This is a genomic window from Shewanella sp. K8, assembly GCF_028823715.1.
Taxonomy (GTDB): domain Bacteria; phylum Pseudomonadota; class Gammaproteobacteria; order Enterobacterales; family Shewanellaceae; genus Shewanella; species Shewanella algae.
The window spans coordinates 19,006-38,339 of record NZ_JAPEHY010000016.1; the positions used below are offsets into that span (position 1 = coordinate 19,006).

The window sequence follows — 19,334 nt, forward strand, 5'->3', positions numbered from 1 at the left end:
CGGTTTAAATTTGGTTTTTAAATTGTATTTTTCTTTCCTGTAAATGCGGGCAGATTTTGTTTCAGATACTCGGAAAACTCAGCTTCCGGTACGGCTTTGCTGTAAATAAACCCTTGTATTTCTTCACAGTTTAACGCTTTTAAAATACTGAGTTGTGATGAGTCTTCCACGCCTTCTCCCACAACGGAAAGCCCCATATTGTGGGCTATGGTGATGATGGAATCGACCATCTTTAGGTCTCTGTCAGACTTATCGATATCGTCGACAAAGGCTTTATCTATTTTCAAGCTGTGAATGGGGAATCGTTTCAGATAGGACAGAGATGAATAGCCGGTACCAAAGTCATCGAGTGCCAGACAGACTCCCATTTTAGCCAGTTGTTGCATGACTTTAATGGCTTTTTCCGGATGCTTGATAACAGTCCCTTCGGTGATTTCCAGTTCCAGATTAGCCGGTGGCAGGCGGGTCAGACGTAAAATTGACGCGATTCTTTGCTGCAGATCGGGAAGCGCGAATTGTCGCGACGACAAATTGACAGCCACACGGCCATCAAACAATCCCTGCTCACGCCACTGTTGGGCAGCAAAGCAGGCTTTTCGCATAACAAGGTCACCTATTTCAACAATCAGGCCATTTTCCTCTGCCAGCGGAATAAAGTCATTGGGTGGGATCAATCCGTGTTGAGGATGATTCAAGCGAACCAAGGCTTCCATACCCGACACCAAACCGCTGCGCAGGTTGATTTTTGGCTGGTAATAGACTTCAAACAGATCGTCTTTTAGGCCTTCTCGGATGAGATTTTCTACCTCCAACTGCCGGATTGCATTGCGGTTCAAGGATTCTGAGTAGAACTGATAACGGTTACCACCGGCAGACTTGGCATGGTACATGGCGATATCGGCCTTTCTCAGCAGCGCTTGCTCATTTTGCTCGTCTTCGGGATAAAGCACTATGCCTATGCTGACGCCGACAACCAGCTGTTCACCTACCAGTTCAAAGGCTTGACCGAATGCGTCTATGACGCGGCTGGCTATCACAGCACTGGAACCTATATCGGGATTCTTGTCCACCAAAATGGCAAACTCATCACCACCGAGGCGATAAAGGTTGGTGTGTCCGGGTATAGATTGCTGCAGCCTTTCTGCGACCAGGATCAAAAGCTCGTCACCTATTTGGTGACCGAGGGAGTCATTGATCTTTTTGAAATTATCCAGATCAAGGACCATCAGAGTGTGGTGATGATCTTTTTTCACCAGGTTGCCTAGGGTGACTTGCAGGTTGGAGCGGTTGGGAAGACCGGTCAGGAGATCATTATTGGTGAGCTTGCGCAGCTCTTCTTCCTGCTGTTTACGACGGGAGATATCGGAAAACACCCCAACATAATGGGTCAGGATCCCTTGCTCATCGTAAATCGCATCTATGGTGAGCTCCATCAAGAACTCTGAACCGTCGCCCTTAATGGCTTCTATATCGTTGCTCCAGCGACCGTACTGCTGCAATAACTGTTTTATCTGTTGATTGTAATTGTCAGGATAACGGCTGAACTGCAGCGTTGTGCCCAGCAACTGGTTTCGGCTGTGTTGGGTTAGTTCACAGCAGGCTTCGTTAACCTCAACATAATGGAAATCGGCATCCAGAATAAACATGCCTTCCGAGATATTCTCTATCGCCCGCTCGAACAGGCGCAGCTGCTCTTCTGCTGTCTTGAAACTGTTGATGTTTTTGATGGTTCCCGTCATACGAAGGGCATTGTCATGCTCATCCCGCTCAACAATTTTGGCCCTGTCGAGGATCCACAGCCATTCACCACTCTTGCTTTTGACTCTGTAGGTTGCTTCGAAATGATCTGTTTCACCGTAAAAATGTTTATTGAGTGCTTCTCTTACCCGCTCTCTATCTTGAGGGTGAATATTGCTCTCTTCACCATGGTGGCCGGAGCGCTGGCCGTCGCGGGGAAATTCGAGAGAGCCCCAGATATTGGAGCGGTATATCTGCCCCGTTTCTATATCCCAGTCCCACATCTCATCACCGCTACCCCAGAGGGAGAGCTTTAGACGCTCCTCACTCAAGGCTATTTGACGCTGGATCTCTCTCTTGCGCAGCACGGCTTTGGTGATAGCCGTCAGTATCAGCAGTATCGCCAATACATAGAGAGTTTTGGCAAGCGTGGAAAGCCACCAAGGAGGGGTTATTTCAATTTGCAGTGTTCTGGTGATGCCTTGTTGCTGAGTCAAAGGATTAATCGCATAAACATGAAAGTTATAGGTACCAGGAGATAAGTTGGTGTAGGTTGCTGAGTTCGTTCCTTTCGATGAAATCCAGTCATCAGAAAGTCCCTCCATGCTATACATGAATTCGATATTATCTATATCGCTGCTAGGCGCACTGAATTTTAGAGTAAAAGGGTAGTCTGAATGCTTTAATACGACTTTTTCTGTATGTTGAATAGACTTATCCAGTACACCGTCACCAACACTCTCCTCTATGTTGAATATGAGTAGGGAGTCAATGGTTGGAATGATTCTTTCTTGAGAGTTTATATACTCAGATAGCTCGCTTATATCTAGTATACTTATGCCTGAGTTACCCCCGAATAGTAATTTGTTGTTAATTATAACGCCACTTTGAGAGTTGTATTCCAACTGAGCGCCATAACTCGAATTTATTACAAACTCTTGGCTGTCTTTAAACACTACAACTTCTTTTATTGATGATGCGGCAATTAATTCATCTGTTGCGACAATTGAGAAAATGGATTTATTGTTAGAATAAAATAATGAAGTGTTTTTCCCATCATATCTAAGTATGTTTTTAGGCGTGCCAAAATAAACGCTATTCTTATTTGCTGACAAGCAGAAAACCATATCATGAGAATAAATGTTATTGATACCACTACTATCTTTTTTATACAAGCCACCTTGTGTTGCAATGTATAACTCATTGTTATAGCTAATCATATCAAAAACTGGGAATTGAGTATCTACAGTAAAACTTTCTATCTTGGTTAGATTTTCTGTATCTAAAGATATTATTTGACCATCAACAGTGCCAATTAAAAACTGATCTTTTATTCTTTTCACAACGGATACAGGAGTAGCCATAATCTTTCTAATAGACATAGTATCTTTAGACAGTTGGAATAACCCGTCACTATTTCCAATCAAGAATCTATTATTGTCACTCAGTACTGACTTTGGACCAGTAAATTTACTATCAAAACTTTCACCTTTAACAAGGTCACTGTTTAATATTCGTATTTTATCACTTTGATCTGCAATAACGACATGATCGCTACTGTCTAGGCTTAATGACCAAGTCGGTTTGTTGGTTATGTCAAGCTTTTTTAACAGATTTTTACTACTCTTCAAATAAACGAACCCTTCATTTATATTTGAAAGTAAGATTCCATTTTTAACTTTTTTTATATATGGACTTTTAAGCGAGTACTTTTTTGATGATACTCTTCCGATATAAGAGCTTGAATTATCTTTGTTCAGCTTAAAAATACTGTTGCCATAGGTATAGTAAAGGTGCTCACTGTCACCACCTAAAGAGTCGTATGTACCAGAAATGGAATTTACTCTATTCCCATCAATAAACTCAATGACTTCATCTTTTTTTGCTGCATACAGGGAATCAGAAATTTTCTCAATGTTTTCAATGTTTAGGCTGATAGTTTTATTGTTATGTAATAACTCACCCGAGTAAGTGAGAATATATTCACTATTTTTTATTAAGATACCGGATTTAATATTTTTTACAGATGTTGAGCTCTTGTGGATAGGGCTTTTTTCTATTTCATTGAAAATATAGGTATTTTTTGGGGTTGTGATAAAGAGTTTGTCATCACTTTCATCTATGCTTAGTACAGGTTCTGAAAAGTTCACATCAATAAATCTTTCCGTTTCCGGATCGTATTTTGATAGCCCAGAATCTGTTCCAACAATGAGTGCTTGGTACTTTCTTGAATAGATTAAAGAGCGGATGAATGAGCTTTTCAATCCAGAACCATCGTTGGAAAAAAACTGTTTGAAGGACCTTCCATCAAACCTGTTTAACCCATTTACTGTACCAACCCAGATGTAGCCATCCGGATCTTCAGCAATTGATGTAACAGTGCTTTGTGATAACCCTTCGGGGACGCTGTAAACATCGGCTTTCAGTTGGATTGGGATGGCTGAGGCAGGAAGTGATGATACCAAAGTGAATAAAACAGCAAGCACCAGCGAAAAGGAGAGTGTGAGACCGTGCAGTGATTTAGGCATAAATTTAGTAAATTTTATAATGAGTGATGCCAGTACCGTTGAATGATAACTCTTTCAGAAAGTAGCTTGATTGTCAAAATTAAACCTTTCTATCACATACGTTTATCTCATTTCTGCCCCAGATATGTGGTGATAAATCGAGCTGTGCTATCCACTTAAAAGCATGCTGTGCTGTTATTGAATATAATACCTTTTGATTATAACTGTTGCAGCCCTTTGTCTTGGAACAATCTTCGATACCAATTGGAATGGAGAAAAATTCCTCGTTTGAGCAAGGGCAGTCCAGGGATTAAAGGTTAAACTGCTCAGCCTGTTGCTTGAAGGCGCGTAAATCTGTGATCAAGGAACCGGCTTGCAGACGTTCCAGATGTCTGTGTTGTTCTCCTGTGCTGAACAGCACCAGACGATCGCTGTGTTTGGTGCGCATTTTATCCATCATAAACTTGATCAGGCCGGCCCGGGTTTGGCGCTTGATTTCTGCTACCACCAGCTCACGCTGATTAAAGTGATAATCCTTATTGCCTATGCTGACCCAATAACGTTGGCCGCGGGTCTTGAGGTTGGCGTCATGTTCCATGACTTGGTTGATCAGTCCCTGCTTGGTGCTTTCCCACTGCTCATTGGTTATCTGCATCACGGCGTAGTTAAAGTCGGCGATAAACTCATCTATGGCTTCCAGTAATTGCAGTGGCCCGGCGGTCGGTGACTGTACATAGAAGATCATCCCCGGGTGGCGGTTCAGCGGCAGATAGCCTGTGCCCACCATATAACCGAGTTGTCTTTGGGTTCGCAGCTCGTGGAAGAAAGTTGACGACATGGTGTGATTCAGCAGGCTGAACAACGCCATTTTCTCAGGAGTGGCAAACACGGATTGGTAATAGACTATGATGGCGCTGTCCGGGTGAGCTATGTTCAGCTCCCTGAGTACGGTTCCTTTCCCCTGAAGGTTGACCAACTCCCTGGCCGATTCACGGCTGGGCTTGGAAACCAGCGACAGAATGTGGCTGAGTCGTTTTCCCAGAGACTGGGCTTCCTGTTCCAGCCAGTCACCATAGACCAGGCCTTCCAGATAGATTTTTTCATAGAAGGCGCTCACATGGTCATGCAGATCGTCTAGGGTGATATCTTCCAACAGCTCTGCCATCCGCAGTGGTTCATAACTGCGTTTTTGCAAGGTTACCGTCAAGCTGGTGAACAGCTGGGAGATGGGTTTGGCCTGGGCATGGTTATACCAACTGCGTAGTAACTGGCGTTTGATAAGGTTGAACCTCTCCTGGGTAAAACTGCGCTCCCGGGCTTTGTCTATCAGCAGCGCCAACAGGGTTTCCTGGTTGCCGGTAAAACCGGTTAAATGCAGGGTCAGCCCGCCCTGATGGGGGTAGATGTTGTAGCTGAGGCCGGCCACTTCCGCCTGATAGGTATGTTCGGTCAGATGATCGAGCAGCATCTCCACATACAGCCGGGTCAAGGCGGCATGTCTCGGCGTGGGGCTGGCCTGATCCGAATCGAGTGAGAGATACAGATGGCCCTTGGGGACATTGAACTCATCATCTTTCTTGTGCCAGATACGGTAACCGGCACCTTCGGCGACAATCACCGGCTCAGGATGCCGGCTGGGTTCACCTCGGGCTATGGCGTCTTCAACGATGAAAGGGTTAGGCCTTGGCAGCTTCATCCCGGTTTCAGCCTCTGCGCAGCGCCACAGTGCCAGCCTGGCGTCTTCTATGGGCTTAATTTGATAGGGGGTGTGATACCAGGCCGCTTGTTGCTCGGTATCCAGATCCTGGGCCACCAGTTGCAGGCGCATATTATCCGGGGTCATCAGGCTCATCAGTGCTCTGGCTTCAGCGACATCCAGGCCATCCATGCGATAGTCGCCATAGACGGTATCTTCAACCTGATAATGTTGCATATTGATGCTGAGATGACTGGCCAGATCCAGGGCTTTTATCTGTTCCTGGTAGCGAAATGCCAGTTTGAGCAGATTGGCTCTTTCCTGATAGCGCCAGTCTTCCAGCCCAGTATCGGCAATGAGTTTGATATAACCGAAGCAAGCAGCAACCACCTTGTCGGTTTGGTTCAAACCTCTGTCGGTCAGCTGAATGCTGATGCTGTATTCCTTGAAGTTGTAGCCGTTGATGCCGCCACCGGCGGAAAGCCCGTTGATAAGACCGGCTTCCTTGAGTTTGGAAAACAGGCTGCCGTGGCTCTCACTCCCAAGTAGGTGACTGATGAAGGTCAGTGGCTTACTGCGATAGAAGCGATCGATAGCGGGCAGGGCAAAGCTCAGGGTCAGGCGTTTTTGCTCTTTAAGCGGCACTATATGGATCTGCTTTTGCAGTTGCTCACTGGAGAACAGTGGCAGTTCGGGATAGGTTTTTTGCAGATCATGATTTTCTATTGCCGAAAAATAGCGTCTGGCATACTGCTCGAGCTCATCGATTGCCATGGGAGCCACCAGACACAGGGTCATCAGATTGGCGCTGTAATGGCTCTTGTAGAAGGCAAGCAGTTCTTCCCTGAGCTGTTGCTCGTCTCCGCCCAGGGTTTGCAGGTTACCGACGGAAAACTTGCTGAAAGGGTGCGCCGGGTTGACCGTCTCTTTCAATACTTGATAGATACGGCGGATATCATCTTTCTGCTTGAGACTGAACTCAGATTCTATGGCGTGTCTTTCTCTGTCCACCAACTCCTGATTGAACAAAGGTGCAATAAAGAACTGGCTGAATCTGTCCAGTGCCTCGGCAAATACCAGGGGATCTATGGCAAAGAAGAAGTTGGTGTGCTCTGTGCCCGTCCAGGCATTATTGCTGCCGCCATGTTGGTTGATAAAGCTGTGATAACCTCCTGCCTCGGGAAATTTGGCTGTACCCAGGAACAACATGTGTTCGAGAAAATGTGCCATCCCGGGGCGGGATTGAGGATCATCGAAGTGGCCGACATTGACCGCCATGGATGCGGCGGCCTGGGCAGAATGCATATCTTGCACCAGCAACACCCGCAGGCCGTTGGTCAGAGTCAGATGACGATAGCTGCGGTGGTCATTGGGGCTGGAAATGACAGACTGGCAAGTGCTCAAGGGATAACTCCCGTATAGACAGATTGTTATATATTGATAGCCTTATGCTTTTTTGGCAAATATCTCTTGGATTTTTCGACTAAAGATTGAGAGCTGTGCGGTTTGTTGCCGCGCTATAAACGGCTACAATTGACATAGAACCATAAGAACTTTTTCTGTAGTGAGTGATGTATGCAGCTTTTTCTAATGCGCCATGGTGAGGCCAGTTTCGAAGCACCCTCGGATCGGGAGCGAATGCTGACTGATGCCGGACGCCTCCATACGACACAGATGAGCAACTGGCTGAATGATTCAGTCTCTGCCTTTGATCTGGTGTTGGTAAGCCCCTACCTCAGAGCGCAGCAGACCTGGCAAGAACTGGGAAAGCACTTTCCTGAACCGCGTAAATGGATGGTATTGGATGAATTGGTACCATCTGCTGACCCTGAAATGGCTGCCAGCCTGGTGAAGGCATACGCGGAACAGTTCAAGGCTGACAAGGTGTTGGTGATAGCCCACATGCCACTATTGGGTTATATGGTCAGTGAATTGGTGGCCGGCATTGAGCCGCCGTTATTTGCGACCTCGTCAGTGGCACTTATTGATGTACATGGTCAGCAGGCAAGCGTGATGTGGCAGCAAGGGCCGCACAATATCGCCTAGTGCTTTCCCCAGGTTTAAAGCCGCCTTTAGTGCTGCAACTAACCTGAAATCATGCGCCTTATGTGATTAAAAGATGAATCTTAAAGCGCCAGCTAAACAAGGAACCCGGCCATGGCCGGGTTCCTTGCATTTATCGCGCTAAGTCTTTAAAAGGGGGCAGCTCTACTGTGGCTAGCGTCTGTGGGGATGTTCACCGATATCTATCAGTACCAACAGCGCCGCATCGCCGCCCCATTCTTTGGGGGCCTGGTGAAAGGCTTTGACCTTGGGGTGCTGCGCCAGCCACATGGGTAACTGCTGTTTGAGAATGCCGGTGCCGTAGCCGTGCATGACACTACAGCAAGGGCTGTGTTCACGGATACAGGCCTGGATCAAGGCTGCCAGTTCCAGCTTGGCTTCGGTTTGGCGGTAACCATGCAGATCCAAAAGAAAGTCAGGCACATAATCGCCTCTACGCAGACGTTTGACTTCCATGGCGTCCACATCGTTCCGACACCAACGCATAGGGCCGTTAACTGGCAATAATGGCTGGTAAACGTCTGAAAAATAACTGTCCGCCTGTATCTGAACTTCTTTTTCAGCCAGTTGCTTCTTGGTTTTGCTCGGCGGGCGGAAATGGCGTTTATCCTGGTCGAGCGGGGTGATCCCGGATACCAGTGCCTGAAATTCCGCCAGGCCTTCTTTGTCGTTTTCTTCGTTCATTAGGCTATTTTATTGAATCCTGTTTCTTCTGAACAGACTTCAGTTACAATGGGGGCGGAATAAGAATAAAGCCGGAGTCAGATTTTGGATAAGATCTTTGTGGATGAAGCCGTCACCGAATTGCGGACGGTAGGCGACATGTTGCGCTGGGCCGTCAGCCGTTTCAATGACGCCAATGTTTATTATGGCCATGGTACAGATAACGCGTGGGACGAAGCGGTTTCCCTGGTATTTCATGCCCTGCATCTGCCCGATGACATTGGTCAGCAGGTGATCCACGCCAATCTCACCAGCAGCGAAAAACACAAGATAGTTGAGCTTATCATCCGCCGGGTACGCGAGCGCTTGCCCGTACCTTATCTGACCAACACCGCCCGTTTTGCCGGGCTGGACTTCTATGTGGACGAAAGGGTGCTTGTGCCTAGATCACCCATTGCCGAGATGATCCAAAACGGATTCGGTCCCTGGCTCTACAACAAGCCGGTAAGACGGATCCTCGATCTCTGCACTGGCAGCGGTTGCATCGCTATCGCCTGTGCCTATCAGTTTGAAGAGGCTGAGGTCGATGCGCTGGATATCAGCGAGGATGCACTGGAAGTGGCGCAGATAAACGTTGAGTCGCTCGGCGTGATGGACAGGGTGTTTCCCATGCAGTCCAACCTTTTCAGCGCAGTGCCACGAGCGCCGCAGTACGATCTGATTGTGTCCAACCCCCCTTATGTTGATGCCGAAGATATTGCCGATATGCCGGATGAGTATCGCCATGAGCCGGAAATTGGTTTGGCGTCCGGACGCGACGGCCTGGATATCACCAAACGCATTCTGGCCAACGCCGCCGATTACCTCACAGATGACGGTATTCTGGTGGTTGAAGTGGGTAACTCCATGGTGCACCTGATTGAGCAGTTCCCCGATGTGCCTTTCACCTGGGTCAGCTTTGAACATGGTGGTGATGGGGTGTTTGTGCTGACCAAAGATCAGCTAGTTGAAAATCAATCACTGTTCGCCATTTTTAAAGACAGTGAATAATAAAGCGGCCCATTAGCCAATGGGCCAGTAAAGGCGAGGTTCGGATGGCCGAACCTCAGCGCTCGGTCATTTTATCTCCAGGGGGAAATTAAGCGGATGTCGGGAAACAGCATAGGTCAGAACTTTGTCGTCACCACTTTTGGTGAAAGCCATGGGCTTGCACTCGGCTGCATTATCGATGGCTGCCCGCCAGGGCTTGAGCTGACCGAAGCCGATATGCAGCAGGATCTCGACCGTCGCCGTCCGGGTACTTCCCGCTATACCACAGCCAGGCGCGAGCCGGATCAGGTGCGTATTCTCTCCGGCGTGTTTGAGGGCAAGACCACAGGCACCTCCATCGGTCTGTTGATTGAAAATACCGATCAGCGCAGCCAGGACTACTCCAATATCAAAGATCTGTTCCGTCCCGGGCATGCCGACTATACCTATCAGCAAAAATATGGACTGCGCGATTATCGCGGCGGTGGCCGTTCCTCGGCGCGGGAAACTGCCATGCGGGTGGCGGCAGGGGCCGTGGCGAAGAAATACCTTAAGGCGGTACACGGCATTGAGATCCAGGGTTATCTCTCCCAGCTTGGGCCTATTTGCGCTGACACTCTGGATATGGCTCAGGTAGAACAGAACCCCTTTTTCTTCCCCGATGCCTCCAAGCTGGAAGCGCTGGATGACTATATGCGCGAGCTGAAAAAGTCCGGTGATTCCATCGGTGCCAAGGTCAGTGTGGTGGCCACCAATGTGCCGGTCGGCCTTGGCGAGCCGGTATTTGACCGTCTCGATGCCGATATTGCCCATGCGCTGATGGGGATTAATGCGGTCAAGGGCGTTGAAATCGGTGATGGCTTTGCCGTTGTTAACCAAAAGGGCTCAGAGCACAGAGATCTGATGTCGCCAGCCGGGTTTGACAGCAACCATGCCGGCGGCGTGCTCGGGGGTATCTCTTCCGGGCAACCCATAGTGGCCCATATGGCGCTCAAACCCACTTCCAGTATCAGCGTGCCAGGCAAGAGCATGACAGTGCAGGGCACAGAGGCCGAAGTGGTGACCAAGGGGCGGCATGACCCCTGTGTCGGGATCCGCGCCGTGCCCATTGCCGAAGCCATGTTGGCGATAGTCTTGATGGATCACTTGCTGCGTCATCGGGCCCAAAACCAGGATGTCAGCAGCCTTACACCTGTACTTGGAATGCGATAAATGCGCGGACTGTTTCCCGCAGGGGGACAGCTCGCCTGGCTTTCTGCCTGCTATTTCTTCTTCTTTGGCATACTCGGTGTCATGGTGCCCTATCTGGGGGTATTTTTTGACAACCGTGGTTTCGACGCCGCCGAAATAGGCTTCCTGCTGGCCATACTTATGGCAACCCGCATAGTCGCGCCCAATGTCTGGGCGCTGGTGGCGGATCGCACCGGCATGCGCTCTGAGCTTATCAAGCTCGGCGCCTTCGCCGCCGCCTTGACCTATCTGAGTTTCTTTTATCATGGTGGCTTTCTCTATCTGGCGCTGAGTCTGGCCCTCTATACCTTCTTCTGGAATGCGATTCTGGCGCAGCTTGAGGTGATCACCCTGGAAACCCTGGGGGCTGAAGCCAACAAGTATGGCCTCATTCGCAGTTTCGGCAGTGTCGGCTATATCGTGCTGGTGGTGGGCACAGGCTGGGCCATCAAGGAATTTGGCCCCGAGGTGCTGCTTTATGTGGGGCTGAGTCTGTTTCTTGGGTTACTGGGCAGTGCCTTACCCTTGCCTTCGAATCGGGCTTCGGCGGGGGCCGTGCAGAATAAGCCGGCACTCAAACTCGGGCGGCCGCTGCTGTGGTTTTTACTGTCTGCCATGTTGCTTCAAGCCAGCGCCGGGCCTTTCTACGGCTTTTTCGTGCTTTATCTCAAGCAGGTGGGTTACACAGAGGCCAGCGCCGGTATTTTTGTGGCTCTCGGGGCAATGGCGGAAATCTTCATGTTTATGATAGCGCCCAGGTTGCTCGGTCGCTATGGGGTCAAGACGCTGCTGCTGGTGAGCATAGGCATGACGGCACTGCGTTGGCTTCTGGTGGCTTTTGGCGCCGAAAGCATGTTGCTTTTGGGGCTCAGCCAACTGCTGCATGCCTTTACCTTCGGTTTGACCCATGCGGCATCCATCCAGTTTGTTCACCGTAATTTTGATATCAGCCACCGAAGCAAGGGCCAGGCACTTTACGCCAGTTTGAGCTTTGGCGTCGGCGGCGCTTTGGGCACCTGGATCTGCGGCCTGATTTGGGGCGATGGCAGCGGCGCCTTCTGGTGTTGGGTGTTTGCCGCTGCGTGCGCCTTGCTGTCCATGTTGGCCGTGCTGGCTATTCCGGGTAGCGACTCCAGGCGTCAATCACAGAGTGACCCCATTGACGCCTGATGATTTCTTACAAGAGCAGAGCATCATTTGCCGGAGAGAGTTATGAGTAAAATGTTTCGACTGGGCCTTATCATTAATCCGCTGGCCGGGCTTGGGGGCAGTGTCGCCCTCAAGGGCAGCGACGGTGTGGCAAAAGAGGCGCTGAGCCTGGGCGCCACCCCCAAGGCCGGGCTGCGAATGGAGCAGGCCTTGGCTGTGATAACGCCTTTTGCCGAGCGCCTGCAAATTTATACCGCCTCGGGTAACATGGGCGCCGACCTGGCGCAAAAGCTGGGTTTCCGCACAAAGGTGTGTTATCAGGCGGCAACGGATACCAGTCGCAGTGATACCCAGGCTGCCACCAAGGCCTTGATGGCGCAGGAGCTGGACTTGCTGCTGTTTGCCGGCGGCGATGGCACGGCAAGGGATATCTATGGGGTTGTCGGTGAGCACTTCCCTGTACTCGGTGTACCGGCCGGGGTCAAAATTCATTCGGGTGTTTACGGCATTACTCCCCATGCATCCGGGCTGGTATTGAAGCAACTGCTGGAAGGCGCCCTGGTGAGTCTGATGAGCGCCGATGTGATGGACATAGACGAAGAGGCCTTCCGCCAAGGCACTGTCAGGGCGCGGCGTTATGGTGAAATGACAGTGCCTGCCGAGCCGCGATATATCCAGGCGGTGAAGATGGGCGGCCGCGAGGTGGATGAACTGGTGCTGGCGGATATTGCCGCCGAGGTGGTCGGCGATATGGAAGATGAGCTCTATATCATGGGCTCCGGCAGTACAGTGGCGGCCGTGATGGAGGAGCTGGGGCTCGATAACACCCTGCTCGGGGTGGATCTGGTGCAGGACAAGACCCTGCTGGCCTCGGATCTTAATGCGGCGCAGTTATTGAGTGCCACTGAAAATCAAAAGGTTAAGTTGGTCATTACCCTGATAGGTGGCCAAGGGCACATTCTTGGCCGTGGCAATCAGCAGTTGTCGCCCGAGCTTATCAGGCGCATTGGCAAGGAAAATATCATCATCCTTGCCACCAAAAGCAAACTAAAAGCACTTGAAGGCAGGCCGCTTATCGTGGATAGTGGCGACCAGAAATTGGATAGCGAACTTAGTGGCTATTATCGAATTGTGACAGGTTATCGGGATTACGTGATGTATCAGGTGGCCAACCCAGACTTAGCGGAGTAGAGCATGTTAGAGAAGTACGAACAGGCATTGGAGCAGTGGATTGGCGAGATAGTGGCCGGCGGTGATGATGATGCCCTGTTTGCCAGCGGTTACCTGCAGGGGCATTTTGCCGTGGTGCTGGCCGAGCTGGAAAACGAGTCAGAGCAAGGGCCGGATGCCTTGAATGAGCGGATGCAGCAATGCCTGAAACTGGCAGCCAAAGAGCTTGAAGATGCCGATTACCGTCTGGTGGATAACGCCTGGTCAGAACTGAAACAGCGGATCGCCGCCTGAGTCTGGTTTGAGCAAGAAAAAGCCCCGTTCGGGGCTTTTTTGTGTTTGAAATGATAGCGAATGCAGAGAGTTTACAGCGCCTTGCCCTTGATGAGCTTTCGCATCCACATCCGGTTGGGGTTGAGGCGCTGCAGCAGTGTACTTCCAACAGGCAAAGGCTGATGGCAAAGTTCTGATGCCAGAATTTCCGCCGCCAAGGGGCCGGTACTGAGGCCGCGGGAACCCAAACCACCAAGAACATATAGACCCGGATGCACAGGCGCCTGCGTCTGTTGCCAGTAGCGGGCACTCTCGGGAGTGTGCTGATGTTGCTGATAGCCCTGGATTAGTGCCTCGACATCCGGCGCTTGTCCCAACATGGGGAAGTGATCCCGGGTGACCATACGCACACCCACTCTGGCACCTTGCCCCATCACCAGCCCCTGGTGCCAGTCGGCATCCGGATAACTCATGGCGATTTTTTGCAGGTTTTCTCTCTGCTCGACTGCGCTGTAGGCCAATTGCTCGGGATCTTTAACATAACTGGCTCCCAGGCAATGAATACCCTCCCAGGCCGGGGTGAGATAGCCCTTGGCGCAGAGTACAGTCTTAAGCGCTCCCAAACCGCCTTGGGTTGCCACTTCACTGACCTGGCCGCGAAAGGGGGAGGCGGGCAGGGCCGAAGTTTGTGGCAGCGCCGTCAGCGAAGCGCCGCTTGCCAGCACCAGTTTTTTGAATGGTCCAAAGCGGCGACCATCGGCTGCACTCAGCCACCAGTGGCTACCTTCTCTTGAAATCTCGCTGATATAGGTTCGGGGTTGAAAGTCACAGTAAGTCGAGTAGACGGCGTATTGGATGGCGGCCTGACACAGGGCTCTGGGACAGACCCAGCCACCCAGAGGGTAAAAAAGACCATCTTCTTTTATATCCAATCCCGCAAGCTCTGTCGCCTCAGTGCTGTCGACCCGGCGCAGAATATCCGAGTGCCAGTTTTGGCCCTCGGCAATCTTATTCAGACGGGCGCGACTTCGCTTATCAAAACCTGTATGCAACACACCGCAAAAGTCATGGGCGATATCGAAACCGGCGGCAGCCAGCGCGGTTATCCGCCGCCGACTAAAGAGAAAACCTTGTTGGAACAGGGTGTTGAGCTCGGATGTTTCCGGAGTCAACAGCGGGTAGAGCGCGCCCTGACGGTTGCCGCTGGCACTTTCACCCGCGTTTTCCTCGCTGCAAAATACCTGGCTGGCTTGTTTACGCTCGGCCAGCGACAACGCCAACTGACTGCCGGCCACACCGGCGCCGATAATGGCAACACTGTCATCGGCTGCAAGCGCCGGCTCCCGATAGAGTGGCCAGGGCGCCAGCCGGGCACTGCTTTGGTGCCGCAAGGCAAGGCGCTCAGCCTTGGCGATAGGCTCGAGCTCAGTTTGGTGAGTCAAAAGCAGCGATGCCGGGCTGCTAAAATCCGCAGCATTGAGGCCGCTATTGACCATTAAGGGCGCAAATCTTTCTTTTCTTTCCGGTAAGCACAGCAGGGCGGCGCTGTCTTTGGCCAGGCGAGCCATCTGCCATGCCGCTGCCTCAGAGGGCAAGGACTCGGCAAGCCACAGCCAGTTGTCTATCCAACCTTGATGGCTTAAACCTGGCAGCTCTTTGAGCAGCTGGGCGTCGAATTCAAGATAGAGATCCAGTCTCAGCCTGCCGCCATCGAGCACAAAGCGCTGGCAGCCTTGGAGCGCCATGGGTTTTCCTGCCTGCAGCTCGGCGAGCAAACTCATTACTGCAGTCGTTTGACTCTCGGCGGATGTCGTATTTTCAGCCTTCTGCCATAATTGCAGTTTGTTTTTCAGAAGCTCGAGCGACTCGGCCTGAGCGTTTTTATCGGCAGCGAACAGCAAAAGTTGTAACACAAGCTTGGGATAATCCTGCCTCAGTTGGCTCCAGAGTTGTATCAGCGGCAACAGGGTTTCGCCGCCTACCGCCGCCAGACAGATTTGCCGTCCAAGGGGCTTGTCATCGAGCCGGGTTTGTTGGTAGGGCGCAAGAGTTGTCGCCGGGGCTTGTGTTGTTTCTGCAGATGTGGGATTTTGGCTGCAAGTTTGCGTATTTTCACTGCCGGATGGCCGAAGTTGTTCCTGTTTCACGGGCAATCTTTTACTCTGGAGGCCTTGTTCGGCATTATTTTACCCAAGTTTACGGAAAGCTGACCACTTAAATGCTGTAAAACGGCTAACATGGCGTCAGCAAAAGTAGGTACTGAATTGTACGGAATGGATAGTAAAACATGAAAAGAGTCGTGATCACCGGAATTGGCGTTGTTTCAAGTATCGGTAATAACAAACAAGAAGTGACTGAATCTCTCAAGGCTGGCCGCAGTGGTATCACCCACTCGGATCAGTTTGAGGAGATGCAGCTGCGCAGTCATGTCTGGGGCGACATCAAACTCAATCCCGCAGAGCTTATTGATCGCAAGGCGTTGCGTTTTATGGGTGATGCCGCAGCCTACGCCTATTTGGCTATGCAGCAAGCTATTGAAGACAGCAGTTTGACCGAAGAGCAGTATTCAGATCCTCGTGTGGGTCTTATCGTGGGTACCGGCGGCGCTTCGTCTTCCAACCAGGTTCAGGCGGCAGACACCTTGCGTGCCAAAGGCGTCAAGCGTGTGGGTCCTTATATTGTGCCGCGGATTATGTCTTCTACTGCCAGTGCCTGTCTGGCGACGCCCTTCAAAATTAAAGGGATGAACTATTCCATCAGCTCGGCCTGTGCCACCAGTGCGCACTGTATCGGTCACGCGGTGGAACTTATCCAGATGGGTAAACAGGATATGGTCTTTGCCGGCGGCGCCGAAGAGATCGACTGGACCCTGACCATGGGCTTTGATGCTATGGGCGCCTTGTCGACCAAGTATAACGACACACCGGAAAAAGCTTCCCGCACCTATGATGCCGACCGTGATGGCTTTGTTATCTCAGGTGGCGGCGGCATAGTGATTGTCGAAGAGCTGGAGCACGCGCTGGCCCGTGGCGCCAAGATTTATGCCGAAGTCATCGGCTATGGCGCTTCATCAGACGGTTATGACATGGTTGCCCCAAGCGGTGAAGGTGCCGTGCGCTGCATGAAGATGGCGCTGGAGTCAGTAGATACACCTATCGATTATGTTAACACTCACGGTACTTCTACCCCTGTCGGTGATGTGCGTGAACTGGAAGCCTTGCGTGAAGTCTTCGACGGCCAGATGCCGGCGATTGCCTCAACCAAGTCGCTGACAGGCCATGCCCTGGGCGCAGCCGGTGTTCATGAGGCTATATACAGCCTGTTGATGCTTGAAGGTGGGTTTATCGCGCCTTCCATCAATATCGACAATCTGGACGCGGCCGCAGAAGGTATGCCAATTGTGCGTGAATACCGCGACGCCGAGCTCAACACTGTTATGAGCAATAGCTTCGGTTTCGGCGGCACCAACGCCACACTGGTGATGCGCAAGTACAAGTAAGCGCCTTGATTCAGTGAAACAAGAAGGAAGCCGAATGGCTTCCTTCTTTGCTTATGAGCTGACGCAGAACTTGTTAGTAGCTTCCTTAAATGTGCGCCGGACTCAGACAAGTCTGCAGGCCGCTGATAGAATAGCGGCTTAATCCACAACAGAGCAGGAAAGTCGATGAAGTTGGTGGTTGATGAAAATATGCCCTATGTGCAGCCCTTGTTTGCCGAGCTGGGGGAGATAGTGGCGGTTGATGGTCGTCATCTGGATGCGGCAACGGTAGCCGATGCCGATGTCTTGCTGGTGCGCTCGGTCACCAAGGTCAATGAGGCGCTGCTGGCAGGCGCACATAAACTTAAGTTTGTCGGCAGTGCCACCATAGGGACAGATCATGTGGACAAGGATTATCTGGCGTCCCGTAATATCCCCTTTTCCAATGCCCCAGGTTGCAATGCCACTGCGGTTGGCGAGTATGCTTTTATCGCCATGTTGGAGTTGGCCAACAGGTTTGATACTCAGCTCAAAGGTAAAACCGTTGGCATAGTTGGCGCCGGCAATACCGGCTCGGCGCTGGCGCGCTGCCTTGAAGCCTACGGAATCAAAACCTTGCTCTGTGACCCCTTACTGGCCAAGGCTGGAGACAGCCGCCGTTTTGTCAGCCTGGATGAACTGATTGCCGGCGCCGATATTGTTAGTCTGCACGTACCTCTGACCAGGGATGGCGAACATCCTACTTGGTATCTGTTTGACGAGCAGCGACTGGAGACATTGAAACCCGGCTGCTGGTTGCTTAACTGCTGCCGCGGTGAAGTGATAGACAATCGCGCGCTGATCCGGGTCAAGGGCAAACGGCCGGACCTCAAGTTGGTACTGGATGTTTGGCAAGGGGAGCCCAACCCCATGATGGAACTGGTGCCTTTGGTGGAGTTTGCTACCCCGCATATTGCCGGTTACAGCCTGGAAGGCAAGGCCAGGGGCACTTTCATGCTGTATCAGGCCTTGATGGCGATACTCAATCGCCCGGCGGACAAGTCACTTGCCACTCTATTGCCCGAGCGCTGGAATTCCCGGCTCGATATCAGCAGTATGCCCGATGAAAAGGCATTGTTGTCTCTATGCCGATTTATTTATGATCTACGTGATGACGATGAAAAATTCCGGAAAATGCTGAAAAACCCCGCAGGTTTTGATGACATGAGAAAAAATCACCGCCATAGGCGAGAATTCAGTGCTTTGACTCTTTCAAACGCCGGGGGTTCTGGGGTAGATTGGTTGTCTCATTTAGGTTTTTCAGGAGTCGGTCTGTAAATGTCGCAGGAATTTAACGTTGTCGTATTGGGTGCCTCAGGGGCTGTGGGTCAAACCATGATAGAAATCCTCGAGGAGCGTAACTTCCCGGTGGCGAATCTGTTTCCACTGGCCAGCAGTCGCAGCGCCGGTGAAACCGTGAGTTTTCACGGTAAACAGGTAGAGATCCTCGATGTGGAGAGCTTCGACTGGACTCAGGCGCAGATAGGCTTCTTCTCTGCCGGTGGCGATGTCTCGGCCAAGTGGGCGCCGATAGCGGCCGATGCCGGTTGTGTGGTGATAGATAACACCTCCCACTACCGTTACGACCTGGATATTCCATTGGTTATTCCAGAGGTCAATCCACAGGCGATTGCCGACTTCCGTAACCGTAATATTATCGCCAATCCCAACTGCTCAACCATTCAGATGTTGGTGGCGCTCAAGCCTATCTATGATGCCTTTGGGATCAGCCGTATCAATGTGGCCACGTATCAGTCGGTTTCCGGTACAGGCAAAAAGGCGATTGAAGAGCTGGCGGGTCAATCTGCCAAGCTGCTGCAGGGCTTGCCTTCAGAGCCCAAGGTTTATGATAAGCAGATAGCTTTCAACGTGTTGCCGCATATAGATAAGTTTATGGAAAATGGCTACACCAAAGAAGAGATGAAGATGGTTTGGGAAACCCAGAAGATCCTCGGCGACAGCGAGGTCTTGGTGAACCCTACCGCGGTACGGGTACCTGTGTTCTATGGCCATTCGGAAGCGATTCATATCGAGACGCTGCAGCCGGTTGATGCCGCGGAAGTCAAGGCGGTATTGCGGGATGCCGAAGGCGTGGTGTTGTTTGAAGATGATGATGATTATCCGACAGCTGTCACCGAAGGTGCCGGTAGTGACCCTGTGTATGTCGGCCGGGTGCGCAAGGATATTTCCCACGATCTGGGCATAGATCTTTGGGTGGTCTCTGACAATATCCGCAAGGGCGCGGCGCTCAACAGTGTACAGATAGGCGAGATCTTAATCCGCGATTATCTCTAGAACT

13 protein-coding genes are annotated in these 19,334 nt (G+C 51.1%); 9 read left to right on the forward strand and 4 right to left on the reverse strand.

The window, feature by feature from the left end; all coding sequences use genetic code 11:
• Nucleotides 1-17: 17 nt before the first annotated feature.
• Both ON072_RS10370 and ON072_RS10375 read right to left on the reverse strand, forming a co-directional pair.
• Complete coding sequence (locus tag ON072_RS10370; protein ID WP_261752434.1) at nt 18-4,265, reverse strand: EAL domain-containing protein; 4,248 nt, start codon at nt 4,263-4,265, stop codon at nt 18-20.
• Nucleotides 4,266-4,554: 289 nt separating this feature from the next.
• Nucleotides 4,555-7,344 (reverse strand): insulinase family protein, encoded by a 2,790-nt coding sequence (locus ON072_RS10375; protein ID WP_261752435.1) that lies wholly within the window; start codon nt 7,342-7,344, stop codon nt 4,555-4,557.
• A gap of 171 nt (nt 7,345-7,515) precedes the next feature.
• Here ON072_RS10375 and sixA point away from each other — a divergent pair, with 171 nt between their 5' ends.
• Nucleotides 7,516-7,986 carry a phosphohistidine phosphatase SixA gene (sixA, locus tag ON072_RS10380; protein WP_025010454.1) on the forward strand — a complete coding sequence of 157 codons (471 nt, stop codon included), beginning with the start codon at nt 7,516-7,518 and terminating at the stop codon, nt 7,984-7,986.
• 171 nt (nt 7,987-8,157) lie between these two features.
• Here sixA and smrB read toward each other — a convergent pair whose 3' ends face one another.
• Nucleotides 8,158-8,688 (reverse strand): endonuclease SmrB, encoded by a 531-nt coding sequence (smrB, locus tag ON072_RS10385; RefSeq protein WP_107004651.1) that lies wholly within the window; start codon nt 8,686-8,688, stop codon nt 8,158-8,160.
• A gap of 84 nt (nt 8,689-8,772) precedes the next feature.
• Here smrB and prmB point away from each other — a divergent pair, with 84 nt between their 5' ends.
• The 5 genes from prmB to ON072_RS10410 all read left to right on the forward strand — a co-directional run bounded on the left by prmB (nt 8,773) and on the right by ON072_RS10410 (nt 13,539).
• The gene (prmB, locus tag ON072_RS10390) at nt 8,773-9,717 is read left to right on the forward strand and encodes a 50S ribosomal protein L3 N(5)-glutamine methyltransferase (RefSeq protein ID WP_054743814.1); all 945 of its coding nucleotides are present in this window, start codon (nt 8,773-8,775) and stop codon (nt 9,715-9,717) included.
• A gap of 96 nt (nt 9,718-9,813) precedes the next feature.
• Nucleotides 9,814-10,908 (forward strand): chorismate synthase, encoded by a 1,095-nt coding sequence (aroC, locus tag ON072_RS10395; protein ID WP_025010457.1) that lies wholly within the window; start codon nt 9,814-9,816, stop codon nt 10,906-10,908.
• On the forward strand, nt 10,909-12,096 hold the full coding sequence (locus ON072_RS10400; protein WP_101059307.1) for an MFS transporter: 1,188 nt from the start codon (nt 10,909-10,911) through the stop codon (nt 12,094-12,096).
• Between the two features lie 42 nt (nt 12,097-12,138).
• On the forward strand, nt 12,139-13,266 hold the full coding sequence (locus ON072_RS10405; RefSeq protein WP_025889035.1) for an ATP-NAD kinase family protein: 1,128 nt from the start codon (nt 12,139-12,141) through the stop codon (nt 13,264-13,266).
• A 3-nt stretch (nt 13,267-13,269) separates the two neighbouring features.
• Entirely contained in the window at nt 13,270-13,539 is a 270-nt protein-coding gene (locus ON072_RS10410; RefSeq protein ID WP_025010460.1) for a YfcL family protein, read from the forward strand.
• Nucleotides 13,540-13,610: 71 nt separating this feature from the next.
• On the opposite strand, the gene mnmC is transcribed toward ON072_RS10410, so the two are convergent.
• On the reverse strand, nt 13,611-15,665 hold the full coding sequence (mnmC, locus tag ON072_RS10415) for an FAD-dependent 5-carboxymethylaminomethyl-2-thiouridine(34) oxidoreductase MnmC (protein WP_261752436.1): 2,055 nt from the start codon (nt 15,663-15,665) through the stop codon (nt 13,611-13,613).
• A 140-nt stretch (nt 15,666-15,805) separates the two neighbouring features.
• Here mnmC and fabB point away from each other — a divergent pair, with 140 nt between their 5' ends.
• The 3 genes from fabB (at nt 15,806) to ON072_RS10430 (ending at nt 19,330) form a co-directional block, all read left to right on the forward strand.
• Nucleotides 15,806-17,017, forward strand: a complete 1,212-nt coding sequence (fabB, locus tag ON072_RS10420; RefSeq protein WP_028781220.1) for a beta-ketoacyl-ACP synthase I — start codon at nt 15,806-15,808, stop codon at nt 17,015-17,017.
• A gap of 165 nt (nt 17,018-17,182) precedes the next feature.
• On the forward strand, nt 17,183-18,313 hold the full coding sequence (locus ON072_RS10425) for a 4-phosphoerythronate dehydrogenase (RefSeq protein ID WP_129978977.1): 1,131 nt from the start codon (nt 17,183-17,185) through the stop codon (nt 18,311-18,313).
• On the forward strand, nt 18,314-19,330 hold the full coding sequence (locus ON072_RS10430; RefSeq protein ID WP_025010462.1) for an aspartate-semialdehyde dehydrogenase: 1,017 nt from the start codon (nt 18,314-18,316) through the stop codon (nt 19,328-19,330). It begins immediately after the preceding gene.
• Nucleotides 19,331-19,334 lie beyond the last annotated feature (4 nt).

What these genes read in the sequence shown, in the direction of transcription:
- ON072_RS10370 (WP_261752434.1), bottom strand. Translation starts at nt 4,265, where the DNA reads ATGCCTAAATCACTGCACGGTCTCACACTCTCCTTTTCGCTGGTGCTT.
- ON072_RS10425 (WP_129978977.1), top strand. Translation starts at nt 17,183, where the DNA reads ATGAAGTTGGTGGTTGATGAAAATATGCCCTATGTGCAGCCCTTGTTT.
- ON072_RS10430 (WP_025010462.1), top strand. Translation starts at nt 18,314, where the DNA reads ATGTCGCAGGAATTTAACGTTGTCGTATTGGGTGCCTCAGGGGCTGTG.
- ON072_RS10410 (WP_025010460.1), top strand. Translation starts at nt 13,270, where the DNA reads ATGTTAGAGAAGTACGAACAGGCATTGGAGCAGTGGATTGGCGAGATA.
- smrB (WP_107004651.1), bottom strand. Translation starts at nt 8,688, where the DNA reads ATGAACGAAGAAAACGACAAAGAAGGCCTGGCGGAATTTCAGGCACTG.
- ON072_RS10400 (WP_101059307.1), top strand. Translation starts at nt 10,909, where the DNA reads ATGCGCGGACTGTTTCCCGCAGGGGGACAGCTCGCCTGGCTTTCTGCC.
- ON072_RS10405 (WP_025889035.1), top strand. Translation starts at nt 12,139, where the DNA reads ATGAGTAAAATGTTTCGACTGGGCCTTATCATTAATCCGCTGGCCGGG.
- fabB (WP_028781220.1), top strand. Translation starts at nt 15,806, where the DNA reads ATGAAAAGAGTCGTGATCACCGGAATTGGCGTTGTTTCAAGTATCGGT.
- aroC (WP_025010457.1), top strand. Translation starts at nt 9,814, where the DNA reads ATGTCGGGAAACAGCATAGGTCAGAACTTTGTCGTCACCACTTTTGGT.
- sixA (WP_025010454.1), top strand. Translation starts at nt 7,516, where the DNA reads ATGCAGCTTTTTCTAATGCGCCATGGTGAGGCCAGTTTCGAAGCACCC.